This is a genomic window from Bacillus sp. Bvel1 (genome assembly GCF_014872755.1).
Taxonomy (GTDB): domain Bacteria; phylum Bacillota; class Bacilli; order Bacillales; family Bacillaceae; genus Bacillus; species Bacillus velezensis.
In genome coordinates, this window is record NZ_JAAOBZ010000007.1 from 220,575 (window position 1) to 232,880 (window position 12,306).

The 12,306-nt window shown below is 40.1% G+C and carries 20 protein-coding genes; all 20 read right to left on the minus strand.

Annotation, left to right across the window (positions count from 1 at the left end; translation table 11 throughout):
• Positions 1 to 49: 49 nt before the first annotated feature.
• The 20 genes from gpG to HAP68_RS10385 all read right to left on the minus strand — a co-directional run bounded on the left by gpG (position 50) and on the right by HAP68_RS10385 (position 12,178).
• A complete protein-coding gene (gpG, locus tag HAP68_RS10290) occupies positions 50 to 427 on the minus strand; it encodes a phage tail assembly chaperone G (protein ID WP_046341343.1) in 378 nt (125 codons plus the stop codon).
• A 61-nt stretch (positions 428 to 488) separates the two neighbouring features.
• A complete protein-coding gene (locus tag HAP68_RS10295; protein WP_014418190.1) occupies positions 489 to 1,097 on the minus strand; it encodes a major tail protein in 609 nt (202 codons plus the stop codon).
• 14 nt (positions 1,098 to 1,111) lie between these two features.
• Positions 1,112 to 1,495: a tail completion protein gp17 gene (gene gp17, locus HAP68_RS10300; protein WP_014418191.1), complete on the minus strand. Its 384-nt coding sequence runs from the start codon at positions 1,493 to 1,495 to the stop codon at positions 1,112 to 1,114.
• Positions 1,492 to 1,890 carry an HK97-gp10 family putative phage morphogenesis protein gene (locus tag HAP68_RS10305; RefSeq protein ID WP_046341346.1) on the minus strand — a complete coding sequence of 133 codons (399 nt, stop codon included), beginning with the start codon at positions 1,888 to 1,890 and terminating at the stop codon, positions 1,492 to 1,494. Before HAP68_RS10305 ends, gp17 begins: the two co-directional genes overlap by 4 nt.
• Positions 1,887 to 2,204 carry a phage head closure protein gene (locus tag HAP68_RS10310; protein WP_046341347.1) on the minus strand — a complete coding sequence of 106 codons (318 nt, stop codon included), beginning with the start codon at positions 2,202 to 2,204 and terminating at the stop codon, positions 1,887 to 1,889. The genes HAP68_RS10305 and HAP68_RS10310 overlap by 4 nt, the downstream gene beginning before the upstream one ends.
• Entirely contained in the window at positions 2,194 to 2,496 is a 303-nt protein-coding gene (locus tag HAP68_RS10315) for a head-tail connector protein (protein ID WP_014418194.1), read from the minus strand. Before HAP68_RS10315 ends, HAP68_RS10310 begins: the two co-directional genes overlap by 11 nt.
• A gap of 17 nt (positions 2,497 to 2,513) precedes the next feature.
• Positions 2,514 to 2,930, minus strand: a complete 417-nt coding sequence (locus HAP68_RS10320) for a collagen-like triple helix repeat-containing protein (RefSeq protein WP_046341348.1) — start codon at positions 2,928 to 2,930, stop codon at positions 2,514 to 2,516.
• A 22-nt stretch (positions 2,931 to 2,952) separates the two neighbouring features.
• The gene (locus HAP68_RS10325) at positions 2,953 to 4,245 is read right to left on the minus strand and encodes a phage major capsid protein (protein ID WP_038458896.1); all 1,293 of its coding nucleotides are present in this window, start codon (positions 4,243 to 4,245) and stop codon (positions 2,953 to 2,955) included.
• Positions 4,246 to 4,283: 38 nt separating this feature from the next.
• Positions 4,284 to 4,910 (minus strand): HK97 family phage prohead protease, encoded by a 627-nt coding sequence (locus tag HAP68_RS10330; protein WP_046341349.1) that lies wholly within the window; start codon positions 4,908 to 4,910, stop codon positions 4,284 to 4,286.
• Positions 4,873 to 6,153 carry a phage portal protein gene (locus tag HAP68_RS10335; RefSeq protein ID WP_046341350.1) on the minus strand — a complete coding sequence of 427 codons (1,281 nt, stop codon included), beginning with the start codon at positions 6,151 to 6,153 and terminating at the stop codon, positions 4,873 to 4,875. The genes HAP68_RS10330 and HAP68_RS10335 overlap by 38 nt, the downstream gene beginning before the upstream one ends.
• A 4-nt stretch (positions 6,154 to 6,157) precedes the next feature.
• The gene (locus HAP68_RS10340) at positions 6,158 to 6,328 is read right to left on the minus strand and encodes a hypothetical protein (protein WP_014418199.1); all 171 of its coding nucleotides are present in this window, start codon (positions 6,326 to 6,328) and stop codon (positions 6,158 to 6,160) included.
• 13 nt (positions 6,329 to 6,341) lie between these two features.
• The gene (locus HAP68_RS10345) at positions 6,342 to 8,051 is read right to left on the minus strand and encodes a terminase large subunit (RefSeq protein WP_046341351.1); all 1,710 of its coding nucleotides are present in this window, start codon (positions 8,049 to 8,051) and stop codon (positions 6,342 to 6,344) included.
• Complete coding sequence (locus HAP68_RS10350) at positions 8,048 to 8,563, minus strand: phage terminase small subunit P27 family (RefSeq protein ID WP_046341352.1); 516 nt, start codon at positions 8,561 to 8,563, stop codon at positions 8,048 to 8,050. Before HAP68_RS10350 ends, HAP68_RS10345 begins: the two co-directional genes overlap by 4 nt.
• Before the next feature lie 227 nt (positions 8,564 to 8,790).
• Positions 8,791 to 9,156 carry an HNH endonuclease gene (locus tag HAP68_RS10355; RefSeq protein WP_046341353.1) on the minus strand — a complete coding sequence of 122 codons (366 nt, stop codon included), beginning with the start codon at positions 9,154 to 9,156 and terminating at the stop codon, positions 8,791 to 8,793.
• A 4-nt stretch (positions 9,157 to 9,160) separates the two neighbouring features.
• A complete protein-coding gene (locus HAP68_RS10360) occupies positions 9,161 to 9,322 on the minus strand; it encodes a hypothetical protein (protein ID WP_154018702.1) in 162 nt (53 codons plus the stop codon).
• 140 nt (positions 9,323 to 9,462) lie between these two features.
• Positions 9,463 to 10,182, minus strand: coding sequence for a hypothetical protein (locus tag HAP68_RS10365; RefSeq protein WP_032863621.1), 720 nt, complete (start codon positions 10,180 to 10,182; stop codon positions 9,463 to 9,465).
• Between the two features lie 22 nt (positions 10,183 to 10,204).
• On the minus strand, positions 10,205 to 11,017 hold the full coding sequence (locus HAP68_RS10370) for a hypothetical protein (protein WP_032863619.1): 813 nt from the start codon (positions 11,015 to 11,017) through the stop codon (positions 10,205 to 10,207).
• Positions 11,018 to 11,206: 189 nt separating this feature from the next.
• On the minus strand, positions 11,207 to 11,419 hold the full coding sequence (locus tag HAP68_RS10375; protein WP_032863616.1) for a helix-turn-helix domain-containing protein: 213 nt from the start codon (positions 11,417 to 11,419) through the stop codon (positions 11,207 to 11,209).
• A gap of 262 nt (positions 11,420 to 11,681) precedes the next feature.
• The gene (locus tag HAP68_RS10380) at positions 11,682 to 11,831 is read right to left on the minus strand and encodes a hypothetical protein (RefSeq protein WP_162839616.1); all 150 of its coding nucleotides are present in this window, start codon (positions 11,829 to 11,831) and stop codon (positions 11,682 to 11,684) included.
• A gap of 134 nt (positions 11,832 to 11,965) precedes the next feature.
• Positions 11,966 to 12,178, minus strand: coding sequence for a helix-turn-helix domain-containing protein (locus HAP68_RS10385; protein ID WP_046341354.1), 213 nt, complete (start codon positions 12,176 to 12,178; stop codon positions 11,966 to 11,968).
• Positions 12,179 to 12,306 lie beyond the last annotated feature (128 nt).

The window sequence follows — 12,306 nt, forward strand, 5'->3', positions numbered from 1 at the left end:
ATTGCGTTCATACTCCACCCTTGTTGCAGGAGAGTAGCGTAAATTTCATTTATTTGCTCAATTCCGCGCTCGTAGGTGTATTCTTCTCCGTCTGTTCCGGCAAAAAATCCTGATCAGCAGCCTCAATTTCTTTATAGCCGGCAACTTCCGAGAGAATGCGGCTCACTTCTTTCGCAACTTCAAAAGATTCCAGCCCCTCAAATAATTGATCATAAGTAAATTGATTGCGGAATATCCCAACAATAAATTGCAGCTGTTTTTCGAGGATTTTGATGCTTTTCTCCAAATTATCCGCTGTTTTTTCCGCTTCTGCATTTAATCGTAATGCTTCAAGAAGTGTTTTTGTATTGGTCCGGGGTGCAATAAAAGTTTTGAATTTCTTTTCATCTTCGAACCATAGTTTAATAGAAATATGTTTTTGAGCCATGTTGACTCCTCCTTTTCATACGAATACAAAGGGAAGCTCTTAAGCTTCCCTAATCCCTAAGTTAAGCACCTAGATCTGTACTTGTTTTTTGATCGGCAGTGGATGATGTATAGGCACTGCCATACACTTTTTCATAAAACTTATCTAAATCGAAATTAGGAGCATCTTCATCCGCGATCACTTTATATACATCATCTTGGTCTCTTTCAAGAAATTCAGCTGACAACTTAGAAGTTTGAAAGTCCACTTTTTCTTTTTTTGTATTCCAGTCGTCATCAGGCAGCGTAAACCGACCTTGGACTAAGCCGACATATCGTCTTTTTCCATTAGCTTTCACACCAAAGAAAGTCATAGCAATCCAAGGCGGAGTAACATTCTTTTTAAATAAATACAGTCCGTCTGTGGTTTCCTCTATCCCAAACAAATTGACAAGGTGTTCTGGCGGAACATCTCTCATCTCTAAGTCTAATTTCGTTGAACCAGTTGAAACAGCAAGGTCAACTACCTTGTTATCAGCATATTGCTTTTCTGTAGATGAATCAGTTGCCATCTTTGCATTTATTGCATGTGGATAGTCGACAATCTTGCTGGCAACCCACAAGCCGTTTTCTTTTTTTAATGGTGCGTATTGAACGCCTTCTAATCCCACCATTGAGCTGTATTCAGGCATCTTAAAACCTCCGATTATAATAAAATGTTTGCCTCAAACCGATAACCTTTTCGAATGAGGCGCTCTGATTGTAAAAATTCATTGATAAGAACTGTCGTTTGAAAATCCAGTTTCCCCATAACATCCAATATAGCCGCCATAATTGGATCACAAGACTGGTTGTGATACACATCAATTTGATACAAAGTGCTATCTTTAATTGGATGCCCGTCTGCCCATTCAGTCGTTCTGTACTCTAATTCTTGAACCACAATGTAAGGAGGTTGGCTTTCCAAACCTTCTGGCACAGCTAGTTCATAGATGTTTTCAGGGCCAGTCAGCATCAAAAGCGCCGGATCTTTTTCCAGCGCTTCAAATACTTTATTTTTTAGTTGTGAAGATCTTTCTACTAAATTCACAGTTTAAAGCCTGCCTTTATGACTTTTTCCATTGCATCAAGCATCTTGCCATTCGCCTTTACCATACTCCGGTGAATAAATGGATTGGCAGCCTGATGGAGCGTGCCGAATTCCGGCAAGTGAACACGGAATTTTGTATCTTTTGTAGGACCTACAACTGCGTATATCTCTCCGTCTTCGTCCCGCCTGATACGGCTGCCGACTATAATATCATCGTCAATGTGCGGATGACTTCCGCCAATGGCAGAGCGTGGAGCTTCCTCATTAATTTCCGCAGCCAAAACAGCCCCTCCGGCTTTCACTGCTGCTTTATGAATCTTTTCATCCTTACGGGCCAGATCAGCGAAAGTAGATTCAAGCTCTCTAAACCCTTTCAATTCCAATTCAAAGTTCATCGGCTCACCACATTCGCTTTAATCGTAATGAAATGCCGCCGCGAATAATTCGGCAAGATAGCCTCAATTTCATATAAATCGCCCTGAAAGACGATTCGCATATGTTCATTGATATCTTCCCGGTGCCGGATTGTAAATTGAACTGTTTTTTCTTTTTGTATGGCCGCTGCAGCATAATATTCCCGGCCCTTTAAGCCCTCCGCCTTTGCCCAGCATTCAATAACTGTTTCCCAGCTATCATTACCTTCCACAGGCAGACGGCCGCCGGGCTTCTTTTTTTGAAATTGAATGCGGTAACGCATATCATTCAGCATCTGACGCCCTCCCTGGCAATGTATATTTCAGCTGATTGATTAACGAGGTCAGCACACCGTCTAAATTAGATGTTGTGCCGGCTATTTCCCTGTTCTCATACCAATGTGCCACAAAAGCATTTACGCACATGGCGGCCCGGGCTGATTGATTGGGAAAAGCAAGGCCCGTTGCCGAAGTGATGTATTCTTTTGCGGAGGCAATGAACGCGAGAATTAAATCGTCCTCCAGGTCACCATCAACCCGGAGGAATTTTTTCGCTTTTTCTAATTCTATTTTTTCAGCTTCTGTCATCTGGCATCACCTGCCTTTCATTCTGCAGGAGTGGTGGATTTCAGTTCATCAATTTGTTTTTGCATTCCATCAAGTACAGCCTTTACTTCACTGTTCAGGTGCTCCAACATGATACTACCAGTCCCAACATTTTTGCTGCGAACTGATTTTTCGGCCAGCATTTCATGTACAATGCTGCCCTCATCAATAACTGCTGGATCACCTTTTTCGCCTTTAGGACCTTGCTCGCCTGTTTCACCTTTCGGACCAGCAGGACCAGGTTCCCCCTGCGGTCCTTGTTCACCCGGATCCCCTTTAAGCCCCTTTACAAAGAGTGGGTTTTCTTCGCTATTGTCAGCAACAGAAATATCCGTAATAGGCGCTCCTTCCCCGTTGTCTCTTGCTGACGTTAGCACACCGTTACTTTCGTTTAGAATGTTGTTTAGTTTTGCCATCTTTTAATCAATCCTTTCAGTATTAGTTTCCAAGATCAGCAGATTGTTCAGGTGTTTCCACTTTTGCATCCTCACCAACAACAAGATCAGTTACAATGATTGCAGCTTCTGGATCCACTACTTTTCCGTCGAACCGCTCAATACCGCGGAAATATGTCTGATCTGTAAGAAAGGCATCTCCGCCAACATCTGTAGATTTGATTTCAAATTTTTGACGATCAAACATGAAATAGCCGCGTTTAAAGTCGCCGAAAAGAATGTGTGTTTTCTGTGTTTTATCATCCGTCAGGACTTCATCATAGATTTCAACCGGACGCCCAAATAGCAAGAAATTATCCTCATTTCTTGGATCCTCCGCTAAAATGCCGCGGCCGTTTTTGTCTTCGATATTTGCTAGGGTTTCAAACGCTTCAGTATTCATCACCCAAACAGCGTTACGTCGATAACCGCGCTTAATTTGGTTTTTCACTTTTCTTAAAAACTTAATCGTAATGAGTGACGGTGCTTTAATAGACTTGAATTTGCCGCTGCTAATGATACCTTCAACGTTTTTCTCTCCGCCGTCTCCATAAAAGATTTCATCATTCTCTGTTACAACGGCTGATTCAGACAGCCAGTCCACGATCTCTTGAACAAAATTTACAAATGAATCATTTAACAACTCACTGGAAACAGGCATGATTCCGGCGAATTTCTTGACGTTATACCAAATTTGATCAAATTCCATATTCTTTAGTTCTTTAATCTGTTCTTTCTCCGCTGTGTTATAAAGTTTTCCGGCAACGCCTTTACGAACCGTATAATTTCCGGATGGCGCAGTTTTCGGAACAACACGGATCAGATTACGAACAGAGTTTAGTTCCTGGATAGATTTCAAAATTTCTTTTGAAATATCATCCGGCACTGTATAGCCGCCGTCTTTATCACTGCCTGCAGATAATGAACGGTTTTCTTTCAAAACGCGTTCCATCATGTTTCGTTCTTCTGTTTCAAGATCATGGCTGCGGCCGGTTAGCACCTTCAACCACGCTTCCCGGTATTCTTTCGTCGCTGTTAAGATATTACGATCTTCCGTCTCTTTCTTCGGTTCACTTTTGATTTCTGCAGCAAAGTTTCGTTCCTCGCCAATCTCCGGAAGTTCTAAACTGCGGCCCTCTGTCATTAATTCAATTTGACTCTGCAGCTCTTTTGCTTCTTCAAGCATGCTGCGAGCTTCTTCAGGCTTTCCATCCTCCAAAAGATTTGAAGCCTCTTGTTTCTTTTGTGTGAATTTTTGTCTTAATTCACGTTCCTTTTTTGTCATTGCTACTGGCATTCGGGTATCCTCCTTAGATTTGAACATAAAAAATAGACCTATAACGTTAGGTCTAAAAGTTCCAATTCCATTTTTAGTTTTTCTATTGGCGCATCGCGCATTTCTTTAATCTGTTCAACTTTTTCTAAACTGCGTTCACCGATCACAGCCTCTGTATCGTTATAAGCAGGCGTTGTAACAAGTGAAATGTCAAAAATACGCTCGATGTTATTGATTCGACGTTCATATACATCTTCTTCATCATTATGGCGCCATTCATCCGGCTCATTCTTGTTATAATTCAGTGAAAAGGCGAAGGAACACTGATTAATGACTCCGCTTCTGATATTCTCCATTAAATCTTTAGCATACGTCGTATCTGTGGGGGTAAAACGGAATTTCAGACCAATATCATCTGTCTCTAATTCAAGCCGCCCAGCATCGCCAGAAACGGTGTTTCTCGCTAACGGATAATCCTGGCGGTGATTAAAAAGCGCTACTACGTTTGAAAGGTCCGTGGAAGCTAATGCATCCCGGCTGATGATTTCTTTAAACCATCCACCTAAACGCTCAGACCATTTTTCGAATTTTAAGGCGTAACCCTCAATAAAATCTCTTTTCTCTTCTCCTTCACCAGCAGAACGCAACTCAATCTTCGTTGTTAGGTGGCGAACTTCCTTGCTCATGTATGTCCTCACCTCCCTTAACGGAACCTGATTTGTTCATTTGATACTCCTCCAATGAATCAAGGAATGTATAGTTAAGCGATACAAGGTGCCTATCACCGTGTTCAATTGCGTTTTTCTCTTCAAAAGCACGAATTTCGTTTATATTTAATGCACTGATCCGTTCCATAATTTCATAATACTCCGCCCTAGATTTCGCATCACCGCGCAGCTCGCTGTTTACATTGAATTTGATATAGAACCCATCTTTAATCTCTTCATCAGTAAAGAGTTTCGTAATAATTTCCTGTTCAAAAGAAACCAGCCACGGCTGCAGCGTGTTTTTTACGTATTCAATCGATTGGTGTTCAATATTATTGAATGTTGCCCGGTCCAGCTCATTGATTTTATGCAATGGAACTTTAAAAATAGATGCGATTTGTGCCTTATTAAATTTCATAGACTCCACAAACTGAGCTTCTTGCAATGGCATAGATATTGATTCATAAGAAAGACCGGCATCTATAATTGCAATGTTCCGCCCGGCATTTACCTTTTCCCATTCATCTCTCGCCCGCTGTTTTGCATCTTCGTCTATTAAAGTCGGAACTTTTAAGATTCCCCGTGGTGTCGCATCATTTTTATATAATTTCGCATTAAATTTTGTGGCAGCCGATTGCGCGCCAATATGCTCCCTTATAACTCCGATAGGACTCTTACCGTTGATCCCGTCTTCTGTCATACCCTTGAAATGCAGGATCTCATCTGCATACAATTCAACACTTTTTGAATTAATGACCGTTTCATACCACAGCATACCTGTCTTTGGGTTTACATAGGCTTGCGTATTGGCTGGGTTTAATGGCAATAGAGCTGTAATAAAGCCATTCCGATCTGTTTTTATATAAGAATAGGCATTCCCCCACGTACAAGCATGAGTCATCATGAGCTTTTTCCAAGTAAAAGCCGTCATGTATTGATTCGGCTTTAGATAAAGCAATTGGGCAACAGGATGATCCATACTGCTTATAATATTTCCTTGCTTTTTTTTGAATGTATGGACGGCAAGCTTTGCAATGTCATCAGACAGAACATTAACGCACGAAAAAACATCTGGATGGATGAGTGCCGTTGATTCACTGACACGTTCACCGCTAGCTGTTTTTGAGCCGCCGAACATATCTATAATCCAATCAGGAGGATTTGCGAGGCCCCAAGGCTCTTCATCATTTGATCTCTTAGAAAACAGCCCTTCCAAAAACAATTAATCACCTCCTTTTCTTACTGAGCAGCAGTGCATAAAATATAAAAAAGACACCTGTCAAAACAAGACCGATGTCTGTGTGCAAACGATATGCAGCTGCCAATATAAAAGCAGCACCTATGATAAAAAGAAAATCATTTAAAAAAAGCATCATGGCTGTCAGTATTTTCTTCACTTCTACACCACCTTTAGAAAGAAAATGAAGCTGACTTGATATATGCGTTTAAATCAACCTCATTATTGATTTGAGAAGCCCGTACATACGCATTCACAAGCGCGGCGGCCGGGTCAATCCGTTGGGTTGATTTTGATTTATCCAGCATGATGTTCTCTTGAGCATCAACTTTTGTTACAGCGTTCCCCATTGCCCAAGTTAGAAGTTCATTTTTCGGGTGTATGATTTTTTTGGACTTGACCTTTGCTCTGAAGTCTTTGGTCGGCTCTGAGAGAGTTGCCACCCCTTGGCGGATTTCAACCATTACATATCCGTCTGCCTCCATTTGCTGAGCGAACTGAGTAGCGTTATATGGATCGTATCCAATTTCCTTGATGCGCCAGCCATGTTCCTTCTCCATTTTCTTAATATACGCTCTGATATAATCGTAATCGACGACAGCACCATCTGTTGTTGTTAACCAGTTCTTTTTCTCCCATACATCATAAGGGACCTTATCCGTGTTCATCCGCTCATGGAATGTATCCTCCGGCATAAATCCATGACTATCGACAGCAAAGCTGCCGTCATCTAACGGGAAGATGAAAGATGCGGCGGTTAAATCAATCGTTTTTGACAAGTCAATGCCGACATAACATTCTCGGTTCTTCAGCTCAGGAAATTCATCCGAACCGCAATCCGCCCAAGCTTGCATATCCATATAACCATTCTCGCGCATATTAACCCAAATGTTCATATTCTTTGTCATGAAATTTCTCATCTTCTCCGGCACAGCAAGCGCTACTTCCAATTCTCCACGCAAATAATTCAGCCCGTGTTCGTTAGCTGCCACAATAGGGTTTGCTTTTATCCAATTGCGCTCATCTTTAATGTCATCGTCTTTATCTAATTCATTAATCATCACAAAATACTTTTCATTTTGCTCAACTTTATTGGGATCCAGTATACGTGAAACGTAATCGTATTCCACACGATAGGCGGGATTATTTAGCTCAAACCCTGCTGTCGTAATAATCATCATTAACGGTTGAGCACGAGCAGCCATACCAGAAGCGAGTACATCGTAAATCTCTGAAGTTTTATGGGCGTGATATTCATCGATGATGCCGCATTGCGGGTTGAACCCGTCCCCCGTTTTACCTGCATCTTTCGAAAGCGCCTCTATTTTTGACTGTGTTTTGGGATGTTCAATCTTACCGTAAGCAATTCGGTATTTCTTCTCCGGCTTATTCAAAAGGTCACTTTGCATAATCTGTGCTTTAATTTCGTTCCAACAGATTTTCGCCTGTTCCGTTTTTGTTGCACCTATGTAAACCTCGGACATGTATTCGTCGTTAGCCATTGCCTCATAGGATCCAACACATGCCAGGCTTTGTGTTTTTGTGTTTTTACGGCCAACCTGCCAATACACTTTTTTAAATCGTCGATAGCCGTTATCCTTATGCACCCAACCGTACACATTGCCGAAAATAAATATTTGAATAGGCTCCGGCACAATATTTTCACCTTGCAACGGCCCTTTCGTATGCTTGAATTGTGTCATCCAGTAAAGAAATCGACGCGCTTTCTCATCATCAAAGACGTACGGAAACTCTCTGGTACCTTCCCGGCTGATATCATTCAAAAAGCGCTGACAAGCCCATACGTGTTTTTCACATGCGACAATCTCACCCGATATAACGTCGCGTGAGTAATCAATAAGAAATTGTTTTATTGTCTTCATACATTACCAAACTCCTTTTCCGCAGCCGTCTTTTCTCGTTCCTCCTGTGTGCGGGTAATAGCGAGTTTTGCCCGTGCAGATGGCGTAAGGCCGAAATCATTCGCAGCTGATTTCATTTGATCATAGTAATTCTTTTGCCGCTTCAATAACGGATGCTCTTCACCAATCAACTGAATAGGATTTCCATCCTCATCCTGTCCCTCGGTATGCACCATGATCCCATCTTTTTCAATGATTTCTGAAATGGAAATATACTGAGAGTATGCATTACAATAGGCGGCCAACATGCTGATATCTGCTTCAGTAATAATTTCCACCTCAGATAACAAAGCAGCAACCCTTTTAAATTCTTTTTTCGCCACTTTATTTAACCAAGGCGGCGCTTTAATGTTGTCGGAGCGCATTTTTATCTTTTTTTCGTGCTCAGCACGGGCAGCCAGCTCATCCGTATTCTTTTTGTTAGGATTGCCTTGAATTAATTGAAGTGTTGCAGATTTAGCAGGTCTCGGCATGTTTTCACCTCATTTCGTTTCAAAAAAGTACGTTTTTTTCTTGTTTTTTTCACCAATCGTGATACGATGGAATCAAACACAAAACCAGTCGTACCAAGCCCTCTCGGTTGATTTGCCGAGGGGGCTTTCTGCTGTTTCCGGAACTTTGAAAAGCGGTGTTTGTTTACAGAAGGGGGATCGCCGTTCTCCGTTCGTTTCCCTTTCAGAGATTTGTTAGGGGGGGAGGGTCACTTGCCCTTACTGCCGTGAGCCTTGTTATGACAGGCATTACACAAGCTTTCAAGGTTCTTTATATCCAATCGTTTCGACCAATCTTGCTTTACTTCCACTATATGATGCACCATGTCAGCCGGAGTGAAGCAGTGTGCTTTCAAACAATGCTGACAGAGATAATTGTCTCGTATCAAAGCAAGTTGTCTTGTTCGTTTCCATTCAGTTGATTTATAAAAACTTGTTATTGTTTTGTTTCTTGAATGTTTGTTGTAATGTTTTGTTTCTTCTTGTTGTTGTGTCTTGTGTTCTTCACAGTACCTATCCCGAGTAAGGGCACGGCAACCACGGGCGGCACATTCCTTTAGGGGCTTGGGCGGCATGAACTTACATCCTTATTCCTTTGTTTCGGTGTGAATGCCAAAAAGAATTGAAGTTCATATACATTGATTCCCTCAATACCCCTTCATTCCGTCCCACCATATCTACGCCCTTCCATGTCTGCGTCTCTTTTTCTTTGTACTCTCCATACTGTGTTATGAATCCCATGCATGCAACCTCCTTACATTCCCTCTAAACCGACACCGTACTCAAGCCGTTAGCCGCCAATTGTCTCCTTGAGATTTACCGGGATCAGTTTACAGGGAATATAAAAAGCACCCCGAAGGATGCTTAAGTTTATTGATTTCTTATTCAATAAATTGTTCAACTGCATTAAAGAGAGGCATTGCAATATTTAACAATCCAAACTCACCCACATTTTTATATACGACACAGTTACCGTCACGAGTTAATAAGACCTTGGTAGGCTCATCTTCTAAATCTCCTAAAGGCAGGTCTATTCGAAGAGCCGAGATTTCTCCACCACTCGTTTCATAACGATCCCAATCATCACTCTCAGTAACAGCTCCACCGCCTAGGTATGCCACCTCAACATTTCTAACCGCCATGCCTCTAAACCAGCCACCCTTTATATTGCCTTCCTCTGAATCCTCTAGGTAGCTTTTAAAGTCTAACAAGTTTAGTTTTATGTTTTCAGCAATAAGTTGATTATCATGTTTCCTAAATCTTCTTAGTCTCCTTAATGCTTGTGATGAAACTTCTCTTCTGGTACCTGAAGTATATAAGTACCTTTCTTCTTTAACAAAACAAGGAAACTCTTCAGATGAGGCAGTAGCTATAATATCATGGATAGAACCATCCTCAAGAATGCCCTTCCCTTGAAAAACTCCCCCAACCTCATGAGTGATTTTTAATTTTTTTAAATTACCATCATATTCACTTTGTCCAATGTGTTCAACCTTCGTTTTAAATGATACAGCACTAATACCTGTGTTTACTTCTTCTGACTCCACAGGATAACTTTCCGGTGTCGTTTGTAATTTGTGCATTTTGATAGACTGTGCCAAGATTGCAACCCTCCATTTTTGGTTAAGACAATCTTAATATCGCACTTTTTACCAAATTCTTTAGTTCATCTCTCCTTTTTGTTACAAAATTTATACTTTTTTGTGTGACAAATTCATTATAGCGTGTATTATTGTTTCTAATTTCAAAAGCCGTGATTTCATCAGGATCGTATTCGTTAATAAAAATCTTTTTCATGTAATCTTTACCTGCTTTTTCTGGCTCTATCGTAAATGTGTACTTTTCATACGATGGTTCATATTTTTTACAGAGTTGATAATAAAACTCTAACAGTATACCTTCAATAGCTTTATTGCTGTCCTTATAACGCAAGGAGGCAATTGTCTTTATTTTTAGTGCTATTACTTCATCACCGTCATCATCAATACCAGCTAAGTCTGTTAGAGAAAATTCCATGTCGACGACATAGTCCTTAATGGTTAATATCATATTTCTATGCTTACTATAAGATATACGCACATCTTTTTTATTATGGTTTTCTTTGTTATTTTTAAGTGATAATAGCAGGATTTTTAAGATTTTCTCTTCTTCTGCTTCTAATGTAGAATTAATGTTATCACGTTTTATTGTAAAGTCTGCTTGTGCTTCCCACTTAAACATAGAGAAACCAATAAAGTATTTGATCTTGCGCAGAAATTTTTTAACTGCCTTTGAATTGGTTAATATAGTAGTTAAAAGAGCTATAATAAGACCAATCCCAGCAGGAGTTATAATAAAACGCCATTTATTAATTGAGAATTGGAAGATCATTGCGATTATATATAATACGGTCAAATATATCCATTTGTTGTTTGCGAACCATTTTTTCAAGTCCATATTACTCACCTCACAGAGAGTCAAAAAAATTTTCTGAGCAATATCATTTTAATCTAAAACAGGTGTTAATAAAACAATGGATGTTGTAATTTTATAATTATTAGGAAGCAAGGTAAAGTCTATAATAAGTTTTCTTCATAAATAGGTGGCAACTGTAAGACGAAAAACATCATTTTATTATAGATGGAATTAACGTTTCTTTTTATAAGCCGCAATATCTTTTCTTAAGAAAAGACGATCTCTATTCGTTGTTTTGATTGGCTTCAGCGTTCCATGATCAACTAGCTGTTTAAGGTTTTGTCGACTGCATCCGATGATTTCGACCGCTTCTGAGGTGGTTATGACTTCTTTATCAAGGAACTCTCTCAATTCTTCGACATCACTAAATACAAACTTATCCATCCTTTGAATTCCTCCATTTCATAACTACGTTTATAATTGTCAGCGTAAGCCAGATAACTGCCAGCACTATTGATATTATGTCCAGTACAGTAAGGTTGTTATAATCCATTCGAGCGAATTGTAAGCAGAATAAGACGAAAAATAACAGTGTTGTTGAGTCTAATATTTTTTTCATTATCTCCGAGCATGGAATTTTAATGGTTTTGTTTAAGACCCATTAAGATGTTATAATACAAGGAGGGGAAGTAATTCCCCTCATGGGTTATTTGCGACGTTTCTTCTTGGCGGGAGAACGTCGTTTTTTGTTTTTATCACCCTTTAGGTCTTTGATGTTCTTGATCAGTGTCGTAATCCCAACGAGAATTCCGACTAACCAAGCTGTATCCCTAAGGATGAATTCAACGATTTCCATGCTCGTTAACACCTCCTTTCGATACTTTAATTATAACACTTATATTTACCATCGTCAATATAATTATATGAAAAATATTGATTTTTTTCCAATAAATATTGTTGCATAAAAAAAGCACCCTATTTTTCGGATGCTCATTTCCGTCTATTCTTTTGAAAATCCAAAATATCCTCTTTGAGAAAAAGCCTGTCCCGAGGCATTTCTTTCACTGGCTCCAATTCGCCGGCCTTTACTAACTGGTTCAGATACTGACGGGTGAACCCCAATATCTCAAGAGCTTCACTTGTATTGAGTATCTCTTCATTCAAGAATTTCTTAATTTCATCACGCTCTTTAGGCTTGTACATTTTTGAATCATCCTTTTTTCTCGAGATATTTCAAGTAAAGGGAAAATGCTTTTTCAATGATTGAAACAACAAATAAAATGATCAGACTAATGTCGAGAGCCGTTTTTAATGGCCCCGCTGCCACATCC

Bases quoted from the DNA above. Each gene is read 5' to 3' on its own strand.
- gpG (WP_046341343.1), bottom strand. From the start codon at position 427: ATGGCTCAAAAACATATTTCTATTAAACTATGGTTCGAAGATGAAAAG.
- HAP68_RS10295 (WP_014418190.1), bottom strand. From the start codon at position 1,097: ATGCCTGAATACAGCTCAATGGTGGGATTAGAAGGCGTTCAATACGCA.
- HAP68_RS10305 (WP_046341346.1), bottom strand. From the start codon at position 1,890: ATGAACTTTGAATTGGAATTGAAAGGGTTTAGAGAGCTTGAATCTACT.
- HAP68_RS10310 (WP_046341347.1), bottom strand. From the start codon at position 2,204: ATGCTGAATGATATGCGTTACCGCATTCAATTTCAAAAAAAGAAGCCC.
- HAP68_RS10315 (WP_014418194.1), bottom strand. From the start codon at position 2,496: ATGACAGAAGCTGAAAAAATAGAATTAGAAAAAGCGAAAAAATTCCTC.
- HAP68_RS10320 (WP_046341348.1), bottom strand. From the start codon at position 2,930: ATGGCAAAACTAAACAACATTCTAAACGAAAGTAACGGTGTGCTAACG.
- HAP68_RS10325 (WP_038458896.1), bottom strand. From the start codon at position 4,245: ATGCCAGTAGCAATGACAAAAAAGGAACGTGAATTAAGACAAAAATTC.
- HAP68_RS10330 (WP_046341349.1), bottom strand. From the start codon at position 4,910: ATGAGCAAGGAAGTTCGCCACCTAACAACGAAGATTGAGTTGCGTTCT.
- HAP68_RS10345 (WP_046341351.1), bottom strand. From the start codon at position 8,051: ATGAAGACAATAAAACAATTTCTTATTGATTACTCACGCGACGTTATA.
- HAP68_RS10350 (WP_046341352.1), bottom strand. From the start codon at position 8,563: ATGCCGAGACCTGCTAAATCTGCAACACTTCAATTAATTCAAGGCAAT.
- HAP68_RS10355 (WP_046341353.1), bottom strand. From the start codon at position 9,156: ATGCCGCCCAAGCCCCTAAAGGAATGTGCCGCCCGTGGTTGCCGTGCC.
- HAP68_RS10360 (WP_154018702.1), bottom strand. From the start codon at position 9,322: ATGGGATTCATAACACAGTATGGAGAGTACAAAGAAAAAGAGACGCAG.
- HAP68_RS10370 (WP_032863619.1), bottom strand. From the start codon at position 11,017: ATGGACTTGAAAAAATGGTTCGCAAACAACAAATGGATATATTTGACC.
- HAP68_RS10375 (WP_032863616.1), bottom strand. From the start codon at position 11,419: ATGGATAAGTTTGTATTTAGTGATGTCGAAGAATTGAGAGAGTTCCTT.
- HAP68_RS10380 (WP_162839616.1), bottom strand. From the start codon at position 11,831: ATGGAAATCGTTGAATTCATCCTTAGGGATACAGCTTGGTTAGTCGGA.
- HAP68_RS10385 (WP_046341354.1), bottom strand. From the start codon at position 12,178: ATGTACAAGCCTAAAGAGCGTGATGAAATTAAGAAATTCTTGAATGAA.